Origin of the sequence: Methanobrevibacter filiformis (genome assembly GCF_001639265.1) — an archaeon.
GTDB lineage: Archaea > Methanobacteriota > Methanobacteria > Methanobacteriales > Methanobacteriaceae > Methanacia > Methanacia filiformis.
Map to the genome: position 1 here is coordinate 47,531 of NZ_LWMT01000203.1, position 17,245 is coordinate 64,775.

17 protein-coding genes are annotated in these 17,245 nt (G+C 26.8%); 7 read left to right on the plus strand and 10 right to left on the minus strand.

Annotated elements, in window-relative coordinates; genetic code table 11:
* Positions 1 to 24 precede the first annotated feature (24 nt).
* The 5 genes from pheS to MBFIL_RS05385 form a co-directional block, all read right to left on the minus strand.
* Positions 25 to 1,578 (minus strand): phenylalanine--tRNA ligase subunit alpha, encoded by a 1,554-nt coding sequence (pheS, locus tag MBFIL_RS05365; protein WP_066972183.1) that lies wholly within the window; start codon positions 1,576 to 1,578, stop codon positions 25 to 27.
* A 339-nt stretch (positions 1,579 to 1,917) separates the two neighbouring features.
* Positions 1,918 to 2,892 (minus strand): triphosphoribosyl-dephospho-CoA synthase, encoded by a 975-nt coding sequence (locus MBFIL_RS05370; RefSeq protein WP_066972185.1) that lies wholly within the window; start codon positions 2,890 to 2,892, stop codon positions 1,918 to 1,920.
* A gap of 59 nt (positions 2,893 to 2,951) precedes the next feature.
* Positions 2,952 to 3,740 carry a TatD family hydrolase gene (locus MBFIL_RS05375; protein WP_066972187.1) on the minus strand — a complete coding sequence of 263 codons (789 nt, stop codon included), beginning with the start codon at positions 3,738 to 3,740 and terminating at the stop codon, positions 2,952 to 2,954.
* A gap of 231 nt (positions 3,741 to 3,971) precedes the next feature.
* On the minus strand, positions 3,972 to 4,946 hold the full coding sequence (gene hemB, locus MBFIL_RS05380; RefSeq protein ID WP_066972223.1) for a porphobilinogen synthase: 975 nt from the start codon (positions 4,944 to 4,946) through the stop codon (positions 3,972 to 3,974).
* Between the two features lie 38 nt (positions 4,947 to 4,984).
* Positions 4,985 to 5,701: an endonuclease III domain-containing protein gene (locus MBFIL_RS05385; RefSeq protein ID WP_066972189.1), complete on the minus strand. Its 717-nt coding sequence runs from the start codon at positions 5,699 to 5,701 to the stop codon at positions 4,985 to 4,987.
* 200 nt (positions 5,702 to 5,901) lie between these two features.
* On the opposite strand from MBFIL_RS05385, the gene aroC reads away from it, so the two are divergent.
* Complete coding sequence (gene aroC / locus MBFIL_RS05390; RefSeq protein ID WP_066972191.1) at positions 5,902 to 7,023, plus strand: chorismate synthase; 1,122 nt, start codon at positions 5,902 to 5,904, stop codon at positions 7,021 to 7,023.
* Between the two features lie 96 nt (positions 7,024 to 7,119).
* On the opposite strand, the gene MBFIL_RS05395 is transcribed toward aroC, so the two are convergent.
* Positions 7,120 to 7,800, minus strand: a complete 681-nt coding sequence (locus tag MBFIL_RS05395; RefSeq protein WP_066972194.1) for a TIGR00266 family protein — start codon at positions 7,798 to 7,800, stop codon at positions 7,120 to 7,122.
* A gap of 319 nt (positions 7,801 to 8,119) precedes the next feature.
* Here MBFIL_RS05395 and MBFIL_RS05400 point away from each other — a divergent pair, with 319 nt between their 5' ends.
* Positions 8,120 to 8,734: an endonuclease III domain-containing protein gene (locus MBFIL_RS05400; protein ID WP_066972196.1), complete on the plus strand. Its 615-nt coding sequence runs from the start codon at positions 8,120 to 8,122 to the stop codon at positions 8,732 to 8,734.
* 57 nt (positions 8,735 to 8,791) lie between these two features.
* On the opposite strand, the gene MBFIL_RS05405 is transcribed toward MBFIL_RS05400, so the two are convergent.
* From MBFIL_RS05405 to MBFIL_RS10970, 3 genes are all read right to left on the minus strand, one after another.
* A complete protein-coding gene (locus tag MBFIL_RS05405) occupies positions 8,792 to 11,011 on the minus strand; it encodes a DHH family phosphoesterase (RefSeq protein WP_066972200.1) in 2,220 nt (739 codons plus the stop codon).
* Positions 11,012 to 11,520: 509 nt separating this feature from the next.
* A complete protein-coding gene (locus tag MBFIL_RS05410; protein ID WP_066972203.1) occupies positions 11,521 to 12,015 on the minus strand; it encodes a hypothetical protein in 495 nt (164 codons plus the stop codon).
* Positions 12,016 to 12,447: 432 nt separating this feature from the next.
* Positions 12,448 to 12,672 carry a desulfoferrodoxin family protein gene (locus MBFIL_RS10970; protein ID WP_342667595.1) on the minus strand — a complete coding sequence of 75 codons (225 nt, stop codon included), beginning with the start codon at positions 12,670 to 12,672 and terminating at the stop codon, positions 12,448 to 12,450.
* Between MBFIL_RS10970 and MBFIL_RS10975 the strand changes: the two genes are divergently transcribed.
* Positions 12,623 to 12,823, plus strand: coding sequence for a hypothetical protein (locus tag MBFIL_RS10975; protein ID WP_245637458.1), 201 nt, complete (start codon positions 12,623 to 12,625; stop codon positions 12,821 to 12,823). The two genes, MBFIL_RS10970 and MBFIL_RS10975, sit on opposite strands and share 50 nt — an antisense overlap.
* A 10-nt stretch (positions 12,824 to 12,833) precedes the next feature.
* Here MBFIL_RS10975 and rbr read toward each other — a convergent pair whose 3' ends face one another.
* Complete coding sequence (gene rbr / locus MBFIL_RS05420; RefSeq protein ID WP_342667594.1) at positions 12,834 to 13,415, minus strand: rubrerythrin; 582 nt, start codon at positions 13,413 to 13,415, stop codon at positions 12,834 to 12,836.
* Between the two features lie 590 nt (positions 13,416 to 14,005).
* Between rbr and MBFIL_RS05425 the strand changes: the two genes are divergently transcribed.
* The 4 genes from MBFIL_RS05425 to MBFIL_RS05440 form a co-directional block, all read left to right on the plus strand.
* The gene (locus tag MBFIL_RS05425) at positions 14,006 to 14,929 is read left to right on the plus strand and encodes an MJ0548 connectase family domain-containing protein (RefSeq protein WP_066972212.1); all 924 of its coding nucleotides are present in this window, start codon (positions 14,006 to 14,008) and stop codon (positions 14,927 to 14,929) included.
* 232 nt (positions 14,930 to 15,161) lie between these two features.
* Entirely contained in the window at positions 15,162 to 16,115 is a 954-nt protein-coding gene (locus MBFIL_RS05430; RefSeq protein ID WP_066972215.1) for an MBL fold metallo-hydrolase, read from the plus strand.
* Between the two features lie 305 nt (positions 16,116 to 16,420).
* Positions 16,421 to 16,711 carry a hypothetical protein gene (locus tag MBFIL_RS05435; RefSeq protein ID WP_066972218.1) on the plus strand — a complete coding sequence of 97 codons (291 nt, stop codon included), beginning with the start codon at positions 16,421 to 16,423 and terminating at the stop codon, positions 16,709 to 16,711.
* Between the two features lie 174 nt (positions 16,712 to 16,885).
* Positions 16,886 to 17,245 (plus strand): hypothetical protein (locus MBFIL_RS05440; protein WP_211261725.1); only part of this gene is annotated, 360 nt, incomplete at its 3' end.

Genomic DNA, 17,245 nt, shown 5'->3' on the forward strand with positions numbered 1-17,245 from the left:
AGCTATTTATTTTAAAGATAAAGGTTATTCTAAAGATATTCCATTGTCTATTGGAATTTCTCTTAGCCATTTAATATCACTTTTGTATAACATTCTTATATCAGAGATATCATATCTTATCATTGCTAAACGTTCAATACCTAAACCAAAAGCAAGAACTGGGACGTTAATACCTAATGGTTCAAGTACTTCTGGTCTAAACATTCCAGAGCCTCCAAATTCTATCCATGCTTCTTTATCTTCAAGATAAACCTCACATTCGGTTGAAAGGTATGTGTATGGGAAATATGCTGGTCTAAACCTAACTTCAAACCCTAATTTTTTATAAAATTCTTTTAAAACACCTAATAAATTTTGATAGTTAATATTTTTATCAGCTACAATACCTTCAACTTGATGAAACTCAGGTAAATGTTTATAAGTTATTGTTTCTCTTCTAAAAACCCTACCTACAGAAAACATCTTAAGTGGAGGCTGATTTTCATGAAGAAACTTAGTTGAAATTCCAGTAGTATGTGTTCTAAGAACAGTTTGCTTTGCAATATCTTTATCCCATTTATAACCCCATCCATCAGAACCAGTATTACCTCCATTTTCATGAAGTAAAGCTGTTTTATTAACAAGTTCATTATCAGGTAAGTACGCCTCTTTAGGATTTTTAACATAGAAAGTATCTTGCATTTCCCTTGCAGCATGATCTTGAGGTTGGAAAAGAGAATCAAAGTTCCAAAAAGCAGATTCTAAAATTGGACCATTGGATTCACTAAAGCCTAAATTTAAAAATACATTTCTAATTTCTTCAATAATTCTTCTAAGTGGATGTCCCTTACCTGGAAATATTTTAGGAAATTCAGCGTTAATATCATATGGACGATAATTAAGGCTTTTCCAATTATTATCCTTTAATTGCTGATGTGTTAGTTGAGTAGCATCTTCTTGAATAGTTAAACCTATTTTTAAAATAGCTATTCCCAAATCAAGTAAGTGGAATTTATGTGTTTTTTTATCAATTATTTCAACAAGATTTTTTCGATCATTTAGAAGATCAAGCCCTTCTTTTAAATCATCATCTAAATTAAAAATATCTAGTTGGTTATTTTCAAGTAAACTATTAATTAATTTTTCATCATTTCCTTGAATTTCAGTATTACTTTTACCATTTTCAGTAATGGTTATAATTCCTTTATTTATTTTAGCCCAATCTTTCCTAACTAACCAACCAATAGCTATTTTAATATCTGACCCGCTAATTTTTGATTTTTGAGCCAAATCTTTCATTTGAATAGAACCATTATTCGTTTCACCTAATGCAGATAAAACTTTCCTCTCTGGAAGACCATTATTAGCTATTTCTACTCCAACATCAGTTAAAACAACTTTAGAATCCAATAAGGTATTAACTTGAATAATATCTTTAGAAGCAAGAGATCCTGCTGCACTCATAACTGATTTAATACCCATATCAGTTTCAATAGCTATTTCATCAGGACTCTTATTTTCATTTTCACCTAATGATATAAGAAGCTTTTTTTCATAGATATGGAGTTCATTGATAATTTTATTAATGTTTTCATTCATTTAAACACGCCTATATAAAAATTAATTGATAAATTATTAGTGATAATTTTGATAAAGTAAGTATAAGAGCTTTAATTATATCATTCTTTAATAAATGATTTGATTATATAAATTTTTTTTAATATAAATTAATTATAATAAATAATGTATATTATTTCTACTAATTAAATTTTTTTAAAAAAAATAATATTTAAATATAAAACAAACTTTTGAAAAAGAGAAATCAAAGATTTCTCTAAATTTTCGTCACAAAAAGAAGTTTGAGCAAAACTATTTCAAAAAATAAGGATTTTAATTATAAGAAATGCTTTTATTAATACGAAAAGATAAATTATTGATTTAAGGAAGTAAAAAATCACTTAGATAGCTAACCATGATAGAAGATGCTGTTAAATCGGCTGTTGTTCCAGGATTTAATTTATTTTCAAAAAGATAGTTATCAAATTCATATAATTTTTCCTTAAAAATTTTTTCATCAAATCCAATAGCTATTTTGTTAGCAGCTAGACCATGTTCAGAAGATAAAGAATCATTGGAATCAACAGGACCTAAGTAATTTAATAAAGTTTTAGCCATGTCAGATACTTTTTTTGCTTTTTCATTCCCATATTTTCTTGAAATTAAAGTATCTGGAACATTTGATAAAATTGTTAAAAATGTAACCACTGTGGAAGTATTTATTGAAAATGTCTTCCTGAGATTTGAAAATATTGGAAAACCAATTTCAAAAGTAATCGGCATTTTTGTAGTTAGTTCTTTAGCTAAACTATCCCAAGAGGAAGATATATTTAAAACATCAAAAATATTTAAGTTTTCGTGCTCAAGTTCAATTATTGAATCATTTGAATTAACATCCAAATCCTTTTGATCTCCCATTCCTCCAGCATCAGCAATTGAAATAGCTAAATACAAATTTATTGCATCAGATACTGTAGAATATTTTATAACATTATGAATATTCTCCCTTAATTCATTTAAATTATCACTAATAGCTGCAGACATAGCTATAGGAGTTAAAAGCATTATAATCCCAAGGTTAGTATTATTTGCTACCCATCTATCAGTTTCCATAACTGCTTTATGAATATATTCTCCAATATTAGACTCTCTAAAATCCATGGAATTTCCAATACTCCTCATGTGAGATGCAGCTTCTTTTATTATATCTCCAATAACAATTCCACTTATTAAAAAATCTTCAAAAACCATATCATGAAAATCACGATTCCTATGAACATTACCAGGCTTTGGATATCCACTTACTTCAAGTACACTTGCTATTTGAGCAATTTTAGCTATTTCCTCAGGATTCATAGTAACACTCTATTTAACTTAACATTTTGTAATAAATTAACTTGTAATAACCTAGCACATTAAATATTGAAAAATGATTTTGTATTTTTATAAACAATAGCTGATAATTCCTTAGGATCTTTTCCCATATTTTCTGCAGTAACTTCCATAATATGAGGTAAAAATTTCGGTTCATTTCTTCCATTTTTAGGTTTCTTCAGCATATTACGGGGAATAAGAAATGGAGCATCTGTTTCAACCATTAATTTATCTTCAGGAATAATATTGACAATTTTTGCTAAATCTTTACCTCTCCTTTCATCACAAACCCATCCAGTAATCCCAATATATGCTCCAAGGTCAAGATATTTATTAAGAGCTTTTTTACTACCTGTAAAGCAATGTACTACCATGTTCACAATATTATTTTCATGTTTTTCAATAATAGATGAAAAATCATCAAAAGCATCCCTTTCATGAAGGAATAAAGGCATTTCCAACTCTGAGGAAAGAATAACTTGTCTTTCAAACCATTTTTTCTGTTTATTTCTTGGAGAAAAATCTCGATTATAATCTAAGCCACATTCCCCAATTGCAACTACTGATTTATTTTTAGCTATTTTACGTAAGTTATCAATTGTATTTTCGTTACAATCACGAGCATTATGAGGATGAACTCCTGCAGTAGAATACAATTTACTATCATGCTTTAAAGCATATTTCATAGCTTCTGAACTACTTTTTTCTGTTGTTCCAGTTAAAATAAGTGATGAAACACCATTATCTTCAGCTATTTTTACTAATTCTTCCCTATCTTTATTAAAAGATTTGTGCATTAAATTAACACCAATATCAATCAGATTATACATATTATCACGAAATTAAAGTTTAATTATTAAATATAAATATAGCTACTAAACACACTGTTAAATATAAATATAGCTACTAAACACACTGTTAAATATAAATATAGCTACTAAACACACTGTTAAATATAAATATAGCTACTAAACACACTGTTAAATACAAATATAGCTACTAAACACACTGTTAAATATAAATATAGCTACTAAACACACTGTTAAATATAAATATAGTTACTAAATTTTATCTATTATGTCTTTAGCAAAATGCGTGATTATTAAATCTGCTCCTGCACGTTTTATTGAAAGTAAACTTTCGAATATCGCATCTTCCGTTAAATAATCTTCTTTTATCGCAGATTTTAACATTGAATATTCTCCACTTACATTATAAGCAGCTAATGGTAAATTAAATTCTAATTTAAGAGTTTTAATTACATCTAAATATGCAAGTGCTGGTTTCACCATTAAAACATCAGCACCTTCAATAATATCTAATTCAGATTCACGAATAGCTTCTTTTAAGTTAGATGGATCCATTTGATAAGTTTTTCTGTCTCCAAATGAAGGACTTGAGCAAACTGCTTCTCTAAATGGATTGTAAAATGATGAAGCATATTTAGCTGAATAAGACATAATTGCCACATTATAATATTCATTTTCATCTAAAATTTCCCTAATAGCTAAAACTCTCCCATCCATCATATCTGAAGGTGCAATAATATCTGCTCCAGCTTCAGCATGTGATAATGCTACTTTAGATAAGTATTCAAGAGATTCATCATTTAAAATTTCTCCATTTTTAACAAGCCCACAGTGCCCATGAGAAGTATATTGACAAAGGCACACATCACTTATAACTACCAAATTAGTTTCTTTTTTTAGCTTCCTTATAGTTTCCTGAACTATTCCATATTTATCAAAGGCAGGTGAACCAATTTCATCCTTTTCATTATTAAGAGGCATTCCAAATATGATTGTTGATTTTAATCCTTTTGATTCAAGAGTTTTTAAATAATCAACTGCATCATCAACAGAGTACCTAAATTCATCAGGCATTGTTGGTATTTCTTCTTTTTCCCCATTTTTAAGTCCTTTTTTAACAAAAATAGGATAAATTAAATTATCTTTGTGTAATCTAGTTTCTTTAAATATATCTCTTATTTGAGGACTCTTTCTAAGCCGTCTTAATCTTGTAACTGGAAAATTCATACCCTCACCAATAATTATAATTCCCTTATATCCATTAATCAATCTAAAATAAAATTTTCAAGTAATTTATCATTTACACCATATGGTTGTTTACTATAATATCTTTTGCTATGTTCAACAATAAGAGCATGGTATTCCTGATAAATAGCTATATTATTAGGAATATTATCTTCAAATAGCTTTTTAACTTTTAAATAGTTATCTTTAAAGTCAATATAACCTAAGTAAGAAAATAGTCTTTTTGTATATGCATCTACAACAAATTCATTTTGTTTAAAAGCATAAAGAAGTATTGAATCAGCTGTTTCATTTCCAATTCCTTTAACTTTAAGAATTTCTTTTCTTGTTGGAGTTTTATCACCTAAATCTATGAAAAACTTAGCAATGTTTTGAAGATACTGAGATTTTTGATTAACAAAACCTGCACACCTAATTGCATTTTTAAATTTTTCTATATCTCCAATAGCTATTTTTAAAATACTTTTTGGTGAAAAATTATCTACAATATCGTTTAAATTAATTAAAGCTTTTTCAACTGATTGCCATGTAGTGTTTTGAGTTAAAATCGCCCCAATAGCTATTTCAAACTCTTGTGCTTGATTCTTTGGGAAGTCATAATCACCAACATGATAACCATTTATTGATCCAGTTTTTGTTGGATTGATCCCATCATAGTTTAAAAGTGGCCACCAACCTTGAGGAGAGTATTCCTCAAGTAAGATATCATAAATAGCTTTAATATTTTTATTTCTCATGTAAATCAATTGAATTATAAATAAATACCAAATAATCATTGCATTGTACAATGTAACAAACTATTATCAATAGTTAATATTAAATATATAATTATCATTATATTAAAATTAAATTATTATATTAAGATATGTTGAAATTAATAATAAAGTTAACGATAATCAATACAAATAATAAAAATTAATAAAAATGGACTGATTAAATGACAAACACCACAGGAAAGACTTTTACAGTTACAAGTTTCGGATCAAGTCATGGAAAAGCTCTTGGAGCTGTTGTTGATGGGTGTCCTGCTAATTTAGAACTTAAAATAGAAGATATACAAGAAGAATTAGATAAAAGACGACCAGGAACCAGTAAAATTACCACATCACGAGCAGAAACAGATAAGATTGAAATATTATCTGGAATATTTAATGATAAAACAGATGGAACTCCAATTACAGGAATTATTAAAAATAATCAACATAAATCAAAAGATTATGAAAATTTAAAGAATACTCCTCGACCAGGACACGGAGATTACACTTGGAAAGAGAAATACGGAAACTACGACTACAGAGGAGGAGGTCATGGAAGTGGAAGAGTTACAATTGGACATGTAATCGGTGGAGCAATAGCTAAAAAACTACTATCTAAGTTCAACATTAAAATTATCTCCCATGTTACCCAAATAGGAAATATAAAAGCAAAAACAGTAAACATAAATTTAATTGAAGAGTATGCTAATAAAAATCCAGTCCGATGTGCTGATCTGGAGGCAGCAAAATCTATGGAAGAATTAATCTTAGAATATAAAGAAAAAGGAGATTCCATAGGTGGAAAAGTTGAAATAATAGCTATTGGAGTTCCTACAGGCGTTGGAAATCCTGTTTTTGGAAAACTTGATGGAGAAATAGCTAAATCATTAATGGAGCTTGGATCAGTTAAAGGAGTAGAAATTGGAATGGGCTTTGATGTTATCAACCATAGAGCATCAGAAATTAATGATGAATTCTATATTAAGAAAGAAAATAGAGATAAAAAAAATATTGGAACAAGAACAAACACATCTGGTGGAATATTAGGAGGAATTAGCGACGGAATGGCAATAGTAGCAAAAATAGCTGTTAAACCAACTCCTTCAATATCACAAATCCAAAATACTGTTGATTTAGAAAAATGGGAAAACACAAAAATAGAAATTACAGGACGTCACGATCCTTGCATATGTCCAAGAATAACTACAGTTAGTGAATCATCTTTAGCTATTGTAATTGCAGACAATATGATAAGATCAGGATTCATTCATCCTTCTGATTTGAATAAAACAATACATAGATAATAAAATAAGTAAATAGCTATTAAACATATACTTAAATAACTATTTAAAAATAAAAAATTAAAAAATTAGTGTTAAAAGTAAGAATACATTTTAAAGTCATCCACTTGAAGGTAAATGTGGTATAATTGCCTCAATAAGATTACTAAACGGCATAGTTTGTATCCATACTTTTCCAGGACCTGTTAAATTTGCTAAAAATACTCCTTCGCCTCCAAGAAGCATATTTTTAGCACCTTTAACTCTTTGGATATCAAAAGATACTGTTTCTTCCATTGCTCCTAAATGACCTTGATCAATTACTAATTTCTCACCAGGTGCTAATTCATACTCTAAAATCTCACCATCCATTTCTAAAAATGCTTTTCCATTTCCTTCAAGTTTTTGCAAGATAAACCCTTCTCCTCCAAATAATCCTGATTTTAAACTTTTTCTAAAGTGCATTTTAATATCTACACCTTCTTCTGAAGCCAAAAATGCAGTCTTTTGAGCTATTATTGGCTTATCTTCAGTTATTTCTAATGGTATAATCTGACCTGGAAATTTAGAAGCGAATCCAACATGTTGATCATCATCTTCTGCAATATAATAAGTTAAAAACATTGAATCTCCAGATAAAGCTCTTCCAAGACCTTTTAGGATTCCTCCATCAGTAGTGGTTTCCATACGAATATTTGGAGTCATTAATGCCATGCCACCCCCCTCAGTCTTTACTTTTTCACCATTTTTAAGATAACATATTACAATTGGAAAAGATCCACCTTTAATTTCATACTCCATGATTTAACCTCTCAATTTAATCTAATATTAATAATATATCCAATATTTAAAAAAACAATTCCTACATAAAGTAAATACATCATAAACCCATGAGAATGGCTTATAACTAATATAGTTTAATTTATAAGAATTATCAATTCGATTTATATATTTTATTATTAATATAATTATTTATTTAGAGTTAATGGATATGGTGATTTAGATCTCAAAAAAACAAAAAGATAGTAAAAAAATTAAGGTTAGTGAAATTAATAATAAAAGTACTAAAAATAATAAAAATAATAAAACTAAAGATTTAACTGAAAGAATTGAAAAAATAATGGAACAATTAAATGAAATTTACACTCTTCGTGTTTTTGAAGATAGAAATCCTTATAGAGTACTTATTAGAACAATTCTTTCTCAAAGAACAAGAGATAACAATACAGATCAAGCTACAAAAAATCTATTTTTAAAATATAAAGATATTTATGAAGTTGCTGATGCCCCAATTGAAGAATTAGAAAAACTTGTTAAAGTTGCAGGTTTTTATAGAGTTAAAGCAAGAAGAGTTAAAGAAGTTTCTAATTTGCTTATTGATCAATTTGGCGGAGAAGTTCCAAATAACAGTAAAGAACTGTTAGAACTTCCTGGAGTTGGGCAAAAAACTGCAAATTGTGTTTTGGTTTTTGCATTTCAAAAACCAGCTATTCCTGTAGATACGCATGTCCACAGAATATCCAACCTGTGGGGAATTGTAAATACTATGCAACCTGAAAAAACTGAAGAAGAACTAATGAAAATTGTTCCAAAGAAATTATGGATAGAATTAAATGATTTAATGGTTCAATTTGGTCAAACAATATGTAAACCTATTTATAAACAATGTGAACAATGCCCATTAACAGAATTATGTGATTATTATTTAACTCAATATGAAAATAAGAATGAATAAATCTTATAACCCAATTAAAGAGCAAGTAAATGTAAAAACAATAAGAGAAAAATGAAACTAAAGGTTCTTAATTTCATTAATAAATGCATTTAAAACTTCATCAGATAAACCTTCAATGAATTTTATTGATCCCGCTACTTCGTGACCTCCACCATCAATTCCAGCTTCTGGGATCTTGTCTGCTAGTTTCCAGATAATTTCATTTAGGTTAAAGCCGAAGGTCTCATTTACTGCATCTGTTGCTCTAATTACTCCGAAATCTGGACCATAAGAAAGAGTTAAAATTGGAGTATCCTCACCATATTCTTGTACAACTGCATCATGAACAAATCCACATGTTTTACCAGGTGCAGGAAAAGTGAATCTATGAGCAAATTTCTCAACATCAAGCATATTAAATCTAATGCCATTATCAAATTGATCTCTTTTAAGGTTTGGAAGACATGCTTTAAGTTGAGTATCAACTCTTTTTTGATATTCATTAAATAGAACATTGATTAATTTTTCATGTTTATCAACATTATCTACTGCTAAAATTGTATCCATTAATCCTCTACCATTCATAAAACGGAGATAATATGCTTCAAAGTCTACACATGCAGCTATTTTGTCAAGATATTCTCTGGAGAATCCATGATTTCCTGCAATAGCTACATAATCATCTGCTTCTTTTGAACTTGCATGATCTCCAAGTGCAGCTATTCCTGGGAGGTGTTCTATTGTTTTTTTAATTTCTGGGTTGATTATATGAGCCACTTCCACAGCTAAAGCACCTGCAGTTATTTGTGAGTCACCACCTACAAGATAAGGATTAACATGAACATCTACATAATCATCCACTTCTACTTTACCATCCACAACTTCTCCTGGGAAATGATGGTCAATAACAACAATTTCAATTCCATATATTTTAACCTTCATTAATGCTAAAACATCTTCTTCAGTAGAACCATTATCCAAAAGAACAATAAGAGGTAATTTTTGCCCATGTCTTTCTAAATCTTCAAGAGCATATGATAAATCTTTTACTACATCCTCTAATTCATAAAATGGTGCTTTACTTGGTGATCTCTTGAAATAATGCCATTCAGCATCATTATTAAGATTATGTTCAACTAAAAGCGGAACAATAGCTTTTTCCATTGCAACTCCTGCACAAATACCATCAGCATCAGCATGATGTCTTACAAGAATAGAACGACCATCTATAATAGCTCTTCTAATTGTTTTAGCTGCTTCAACCATTTTAGGATGTAGTTTATCTAAGACTGAGCTTTCAATAAGTAAATCTACTGATTCTGGTTCAGCACGTTCATCTAATGATTTATTTATTAAATTCCTCATTTCTTCTTCTTGGTTACCTTCTAATTTTTGGATTTCCTCAGATTCTATTTGTATTTTACCACTGTGCTGGTTTACTTCTCCAATAACTTCAACAATGTCTCCATTTTCAATGTTAGGATAGACTCTAATACCAGGCTCATTAAATGCAGCAGCCCATGTAATCGATGTGTCGTCAGCTATTGTGAATATAGTCGGACCAGTTGTTTGTTGGATTTGTAAAATTTCGCCTTCAATTTTAACAACTTTACCTAGAGCATCATTTTCAAGTGCTCCAATTTGTGTTCTATTTATGTTTTTCTTTACTTTTACAAGTTCATATTCTCCAGTAATCCTTGCTGGGTTCATATCCACTTCTCTTTTGTGAAGCTTAACTTCAGAGATTTTAATGAATATCTCATCTCCAACATTGTATTGAGGATTACCAGTTCTCATAAGTCCCCAAACATTATTACTTAAGCTTACAAAAACTCCATATTTTTCCACCCTTGTGATTTTACCTTTATAAATAGGACCCTTTTCCAAATCACTCATTTCAGACAAAGAACTTAATACATAAACTTTCTGTTTATTTTTTGCTTTTTTCTCCTTTTCTATTTTTTCTCGCTTCTTTTTATCCTCTAAACAGCTTTTACAATAATCATAAGGTTCTTTCACTAATATTCCACAAGATTTACAGACATTTATTTCTCCAGTTCCATTACAAGATTTACATTCTTCAAAAATCTCTATTTTTCCTGTTCCATTGCAAACATCACATGGAACATCTTGTTCTGTTTCTAAGTCAAATTTAGATTTAGCATTAGATGTAACACCTTTAAAATGATCTTTAATTTCAACTGTATTTTCAAAACCAGTCCCATCACATGCATGACATGTTATTCGTTTTTTAACTCTTGATCCAGTCCCTTTACATTTAGAACACTTTTTTTTCATAATTTACCTCAATTATGGTTTTGATTATATTATTAACAATGAATAAAATGCATACTTATAAAATATAATTAATTATTAGTAATAAAATTAGTAAAATTAAATTTAATTAATAATAAAACTATTATTGATATAAAGTATCATACTTGATATAAATAATCCCATATTAATATAATTATTATATATTATAATCTATTAATTGCTATTCTAATTACAATTATTGTTTAGTAAATAATATATTAATACTTAGTTAAATTTATAATTCTTTAAATTATAATCTTTTAAATTTATAACCATTAATAATTATGTTATTTCATAATTATAAATTTTTTTAAAAAAATAATTAAAATTAACATGTTTAAATCTGAATTACATTATAATAATTCTAAAATAAAGTTACATTAAAATAAGAAGACATAATTGTAAATAAATATGACATTATAATCCAAATATTAATGTAATTATACATAAGTAATAGCTAAATTAAATATTTTATATTTAAAGGTTAAATATTAACCTTTGAACTTAGCTGAATTATTATTTACAAGGTTTTTTCTTTTATTCTGACTAGCAACTCCTTTGTCCATATATTCATTTGCTTTTTTTAGATATTTATTACCTGTTTTATTATGACCAGAAGAGTAATAACTAATTGCAGTTTGAATATTATTAGAAGCATTATACTTTAAATTAAGTTCAGAGTTAATTATTTTGAAATATTTCTTATATGTTTGTTCTTTAATATTAGAATATTTTTCAATAATATGTAATGTTTTATTTTGAGCATCTGTAAAATTTTCAAGTGCCTTCCCTATTTCTACATTCGCGGAATCAAAATCACGATTATTAACATGATTAACAGCTTTATTATAACTATTATCCCCATTTTCAATACTCTGACTTAAATTAAGAACTTCTTTATTTAAATTTTCAATACCGTTGTCTATACACCCACTAACAAATAGTGTAGCAATTAAAATAGCAACTATTATTATTTTAGTCCTCATAGTATCAGTCTACATATTAACAACATATTTATAGTTATTTAAATCTAATATACTCCATATATCTCCATATATACTTTTGTATTAATTACTATAAATAGTATATAATTATACAATTAATCTAAATACATTCAATATAATACTAATATTAATATACTCTATATGATTATAATATATATGTAAACTATAATATATATTTTATTGTTTTTTAGTATAATGTTTAATAAAATTAGGAAACAATTTTAAAAAAAGTTATCAAAAGCTATTTCAAAAATAAACTCAAACATGAAAAAAATGATTTTATTCCATGAAAAGAAGAATAAACATATGAAAAAATAAAAATAAGATAAATAAAGAAATAATAAGTTTAAAAACTCAGATTATAAAATTAAATATAAAAATAATATAAAAAAATAATATAAAAAATAATATAAATTAAGCTTCCCATAAACCATGAATATTACAATATTCACGAGCTCTAAGGTCAGAACCACTACTAATTTCAAATTCTGCTTTAGGTTCATCTCCAGGAGTTAAATTTGCTATGTAAACCTTATTTCCTGATATTAACTCAATAAAAGATATATGATGTTCTTCTTCCATTGGATGAGTGACTTCCCCAACTTTAACAGTGACTTTATTTCCTTCTCTTTCGATGATTGGAACATGTTTTGGAGAAAGTTCTCCTTTTTTTTTAGATTCTAATAATTCAGCACCATCTAAATCTTCAGCATCTACTAAAATTTCTACAATATTTCCATTCAGTTTATATATATCATTTAATTTTGCTATAGTAACAACCTCTGTTTAATTTTATAATATCAATATTTTTCACATATGATTTCAAAGTATTCCTCTGGATGGTCACAAGAAGGACATTTAGCTGGAGGTTTAGTTCCTTCAACTGAAAATCCACATTTTCTACATTCCCAGGTTACTTTTGTATCTTTTAATAAAATTGTTCCATCTTCTACATTTTTAAGTAAATTTTTGTATCTATTTTCATGATGAACTTCTGCTTTACCTATATTTTCAAGTCTTATAGCTATTTCATTAAATCCTTCTTCTTTAGCTATTTCAGCAAATTCAGGATACATTGTATTTGCTTCATAATGTTCTCCTTCAATAGCTGACCTTAAATTAGTTGCAGTATCACCTAAGATAGTATTTGCATCTGCTTCAACAATGACAGGATCATCATTTTCTTTAATTTGATTAATTAATCTGAATAACCATTTTGCATGTTCTCTTTCGTTATCAGCCGTTTTAAGGAATATCTCAGCTATTTCATGGAACCCTTCTTTGGTTGCTTGCTTACTATAAATAGTGTACCTATTTCTTGCTTGACTTTCACCAATAAATGCTTTAGTTAAATTTTCTAATGTTTTTGACAAATATTGCACCTCATAACATTGTTTTATTAAATATACATATAATTAAATAATATATTCATTAAATAAATATGTAATTAATCATAATTATATTTTTTGATTATACTAATTTAATAGAAAGCTTAAAATATTAACAAATTAAATAAATATGATAACATGTATAGATAATTACTGAAAAACATGCATAAAATTGATAATTATATTATACATTTAAATAAAAATTATAAGTTAAATAAATATATTGTAAAATTTATTGAGTATGATCTAAAACAATTAAATAATACTAAATTAGAACATGTTATACTTATAAATAATACTAAAATAATAGATATTGATTATAAATAATAAATTTAGTACATTGATTTCGAAAAAATAAAAAATTTTTTCAAAATCCTTTAAGCTATATAATAATTTAAGTGCTTATGATGAGATTCTGCAAAATTTTCTATTTTTTAAATCGAAGATTTAAAAATTAGATAAAAGATTTTTTATCTTTTATCGTTTTGCGAAATCAGTGTTTTATATATTAATTTATTACATATATCCCATTAAATTAAGAACATACAGTCACAATAATTATTTAGCAATTAATGGTGTAAATTATGAGTTTAATAATAGCTTATGTTGGTAAAAAAGGATGTGTCATAGCTAGTGACAAAAGAAAAATAGCATACTTTGGAGATAAAGAAAATATTGATAAACTTGAAAAGGAGTTGTATAATGGTAATATAAAGGGAGATGATGATTTATATGATACTGCTTCCAAATTAGATGTTTCATTAAAGATTAGTGAAGATGGAATAAAATTAAGAAGCTTTGATAAAATTAATGTAGGAGAAGTAAGTTCAAAAAGCACGACTGAAACAAATAGAAAACGAATTTATGGAACTACAAATGGATATCAAATTGTGGAGCTTTCAGGCTCTAAAATAGTCCACACGGAAAAAGGAAACAATGCACTAATTATATTTGGAAATAAAAGGACTAAAACACTTGCAAATGATTTAATAAGTAAAAAATGGAAGTCAAATTTTAGTTTAAAGTATATGGGCGACATATTTTTAAGAATTTTAGAAGAAATCTCTGCTAAAACTCCATCTATTGGAAAAGCGTACGATCTTAACATTATTAACCACAAATTTACAAAAGAAGAAGCAAATGAATACTTAGATTATTTTATTGAAAAAGATATTCAAGTACTTGGTAAATTCAGAAATCAACTTAAAAGTGAGCTATTAGAACAATCCGAAGCTATTCAAATGGCTACCAAAATAATAAACCAGGGTTTTGTTGGGAAAATAGCTAACATAGAAAATAATATGTTAGAAGTACAATTAAACAAAAATGTCCAAGGATTTGATCATAACTGGAAATTACTTGTAAAACCTGGAGAAAAAGCCTTTATGTTTGCACCAGAAAATATTGATGTTAAAATCGGAGATAAAATAGTTATTCAAAATGAAACCCTTTGTGTCGAACAAAATAATGTTCAATTATCATGTAATATCATACTATGCCATTTATAATCATATAAATGATATAACAAACAGTTTACAAATATAATTATAATATAATAATATATAATAAATCTATAAATGTGTAAATCTTAAATTTATAAATCTATAAATCTATAAATCTTAAATTTGTAAACCATCATATAAAAAAAAATATATAATTTAATATAAATTATTGAAATACTAATAAATTAATTAAATATGCTCCATATTAACTGCATTCTATTTATTTTTTGGTGGAATAATGAAAATAAAATTCTTAGGAACTGGAGGAGGGAGATTTACAACAATCAGTCAACAAAGAATGACTGGAGGTTTTAGAATTGATGATATTAATGGACAGAATTATCATTTTGATCCAGGTCCTGGAGCATTAGTAAGAACATACCAATTTGGACTAAACCCTATTGATATTGATGGAATTTTTGTATCACACTCACATACTGACCATTATAATGATTGCGAAATTATGATTGAAGCAATGACAAAAGGAATGACAAAAGAAAAAGGAATAATTATAGGTAGTGGAAGTGTTTTTGAAGGATTCCAACAATGGGGACCATGCATATCTAAATATCACCAAAGTAAAAGCAAAAATATCATTTTAAGTGCAAATAAAACACAAAAAATAGGGAATATGAATATTAAAGGAACTAAAACCCTTCATGGCGACCCAACAGGAGTAGGTTTTCAACTTGAACATGAAAATATAAAAATTTCCTATATATCAGACACATTATACTTTGATGATTTATGGAAATATCATGAGTCCGCAGATATACTGATTGGAAACATTATAAGACCTAAAGATGAGCATATTAGAGGACACATGACAGGTAACAACTTCATACAAGTAATAAACCAAGTTAAACCTCAAATCGCAATAATGACTCATTTTAGTCTTAAAAGAAAAGATGAAAACCCAGAAATCGAGGCAAATCGCATTAAAAAAGAAACTGGGACCAATACAATCGCAGCTTTTGATGGAATGGAACTTGAAATAAATAAAAAATCACCAAAAGATTCTAAAGTTACTATTCTTAAAGATAAGTGCATAAATAATAAAAATAACAAAATTCGTGCCATGAATATATTTAAAAAAGATAATTATAAACAAACCACAATTAATCAAAAATTTAATTCTAATAGTAATAAAAGTTTTTCACCCTCTGTTGAAAAGAGTAAAAAATATAAATAATGAACCATATAATACAAAATAATTACTAAAAATAGCTGATTATAACATATTCATATTATTCTAAATTAAATATCCTTCTTAAACATATTATTCTAAATTAAATATCCTTCTTAAACATATTATTAATTTTAATAAATTAGTTAATCATATAAAACTAATTATAATATACTGATTTTCATTTTTTTATTAATCTGTTTAATAACATTCAACTTTTCCTTTGAAATATTACTTTTCAAATGCTCTAGGACTAGCTATTTTTAAGTATAAAACAAATCAATTAATACAAAAATAATCGAGGAATTTCAATGATACATAGAGAATTATTTAATCTTAAACTAAAAATAAATACACAAAAAAACAAAATCACAAGAGTTAATATTCTTACAAAACATTGTAAGTTTTATGAAAACTTATTAAAAAATAGAAAATTGATGAAAAATGTCTTTAAAGATCTAACAACAAATAATAATCGGAATTTTAAATATGATGTAGATTTATCTCATTGTAAAATCTATCCAATTGATGTTAAATATAATAAAAACAATATTAAAAAAATAGAACAAGACATAAAATGGAGTGTCTCAGAAGTAGTTTAATTTAATTTATATATTCATATATTGATTAAATAATTTATTTAATTCTTAATTTAATTAATAAAATTATTTTAACAAACTTAGTTTTTAATAAAGTTAGTTTAATAAACGACTGTGTCAAAAACTTCAGGGTGAACAAGTGAAAAAATTCAATGAAAAGTACAACATATATATGTAATGTTCAGTATAATTCAAAAAAAAGTGAGTATAATAACATTAATTAAATGGAGGAAGAATATAGTTAAATCTATGCAAAGAGAAAACAAACTTCCTCCAAGTAATAATTTGAATGTTAAAATATATAATACTGATGGTACCAAGAGAGTTGTGATAGAAGAAGAAATATTATACTTAGATAATCGTGTAGACCCAACATATCATCAAACATTGGAAGAAATGACAGGTAGGAGTCTTAAATGTCGTTACATCGATAATAGTGATTTTAAATGTGAATGTTGTGGTTCAGACTCATTTAAAATACATGATTATGGTCTTAGAAATCTGAATAAAAATCAAAAAATAGAATCCACAATTTAC

Excerpts from the sequence above, each read along its gene's own strand:
- pheS (WP_066972183.1), bottom strand. The coding sequence starts at position 1,578 with ATGAATGAAAACATTAATAAAATTATCAATGAACTCCATATCTATGAA.
- MBFIL_RS05370 (WP_066972185.1), bottom strand. The coding sequence starts at position 2,892 with ATGAATCCTGAGGAAATAGCTAAAATTGCTCAAATAGCAAGTGTACTT.
- MBFIL_RS05375 (WP_066972187.1), bottom strand. The coding sequence starts at position 3,740 with ATGTATAATCTGATTGATATTGGTGTTAATTTAATGCACAAATCTTTT.
- hemB (WP_066972223.1), bottom strand. The coding sequence starts at position 4,946 with ATGAATTTTCCAGTTACAAGATTAAGACGGCTTAGAAAGAGTCCTCAA.
- MBFIL_RS05385 (WP_066972189.1), bottom strand. The coding sequence starts at position 5,701 with ATGAGAAATAAAAATATTAAAGCTATTTATGATATCTTACTTGAGGAA.
- aroC (WP_066972191.1), top strand. The coding sequence starts at position 5,902 with ATGACAAACACCACAGGAAAGACTTTTACAGTTACAAGTTTCGGATCA.
- MBFIL_RS05395 (WP_066972194.1), bottom strand. The coding sequence starts at position 7,800 with ATGGAGTATGAAATTAAAGGTGGATCTTTTCCAATTGTAATATGTTAT.
- MBFIL_RS05400 (WP_066972196.1), top strand. The coding sequence starts at position 8,120 with ATGGAACAATTAAATGAAATTTACACTCTTCGTGTTTTTGAAGATAGA.
- MBFIL_RS05405 (WP_066972200.1), bottom strand. The coding sequence starts at position 11,011 with ATGAAAAAAAAGTGTTCTAAATGTAAAGGGACTGGATCAAGAGTTAAA.
- MBFIL_RS05410 (WP_066972203.1), bottom strand. The coding sequence starts at position 12,015 with ATGAGGACTAAAATAATAATAGTTGCTATTTTAATTGCTACACTATTT.
- MBFIL_RS05425 (WP_066972212.1), top strand. The coding sequence starts at position 14,006 with ATGAGTTTAATAATAGCTTATGTTGGTAAAAAAGGATGTGTCATAGCT.
- MBFIL_RS05430 (WP_066972215.1), top strand. The coding sequence starts at position 15,162 with ATGAAAATAAAATTCTTAGGAACTGGAGGAGGGAGATTTACAACAATC.
- MBFIL_RS05435 (WP_066972218.1), top strand. The coding sequence starts at position 16,421 with ATGATACATAGAGAATTATTTAATCTTAAACTAAAAATAAATACACAA.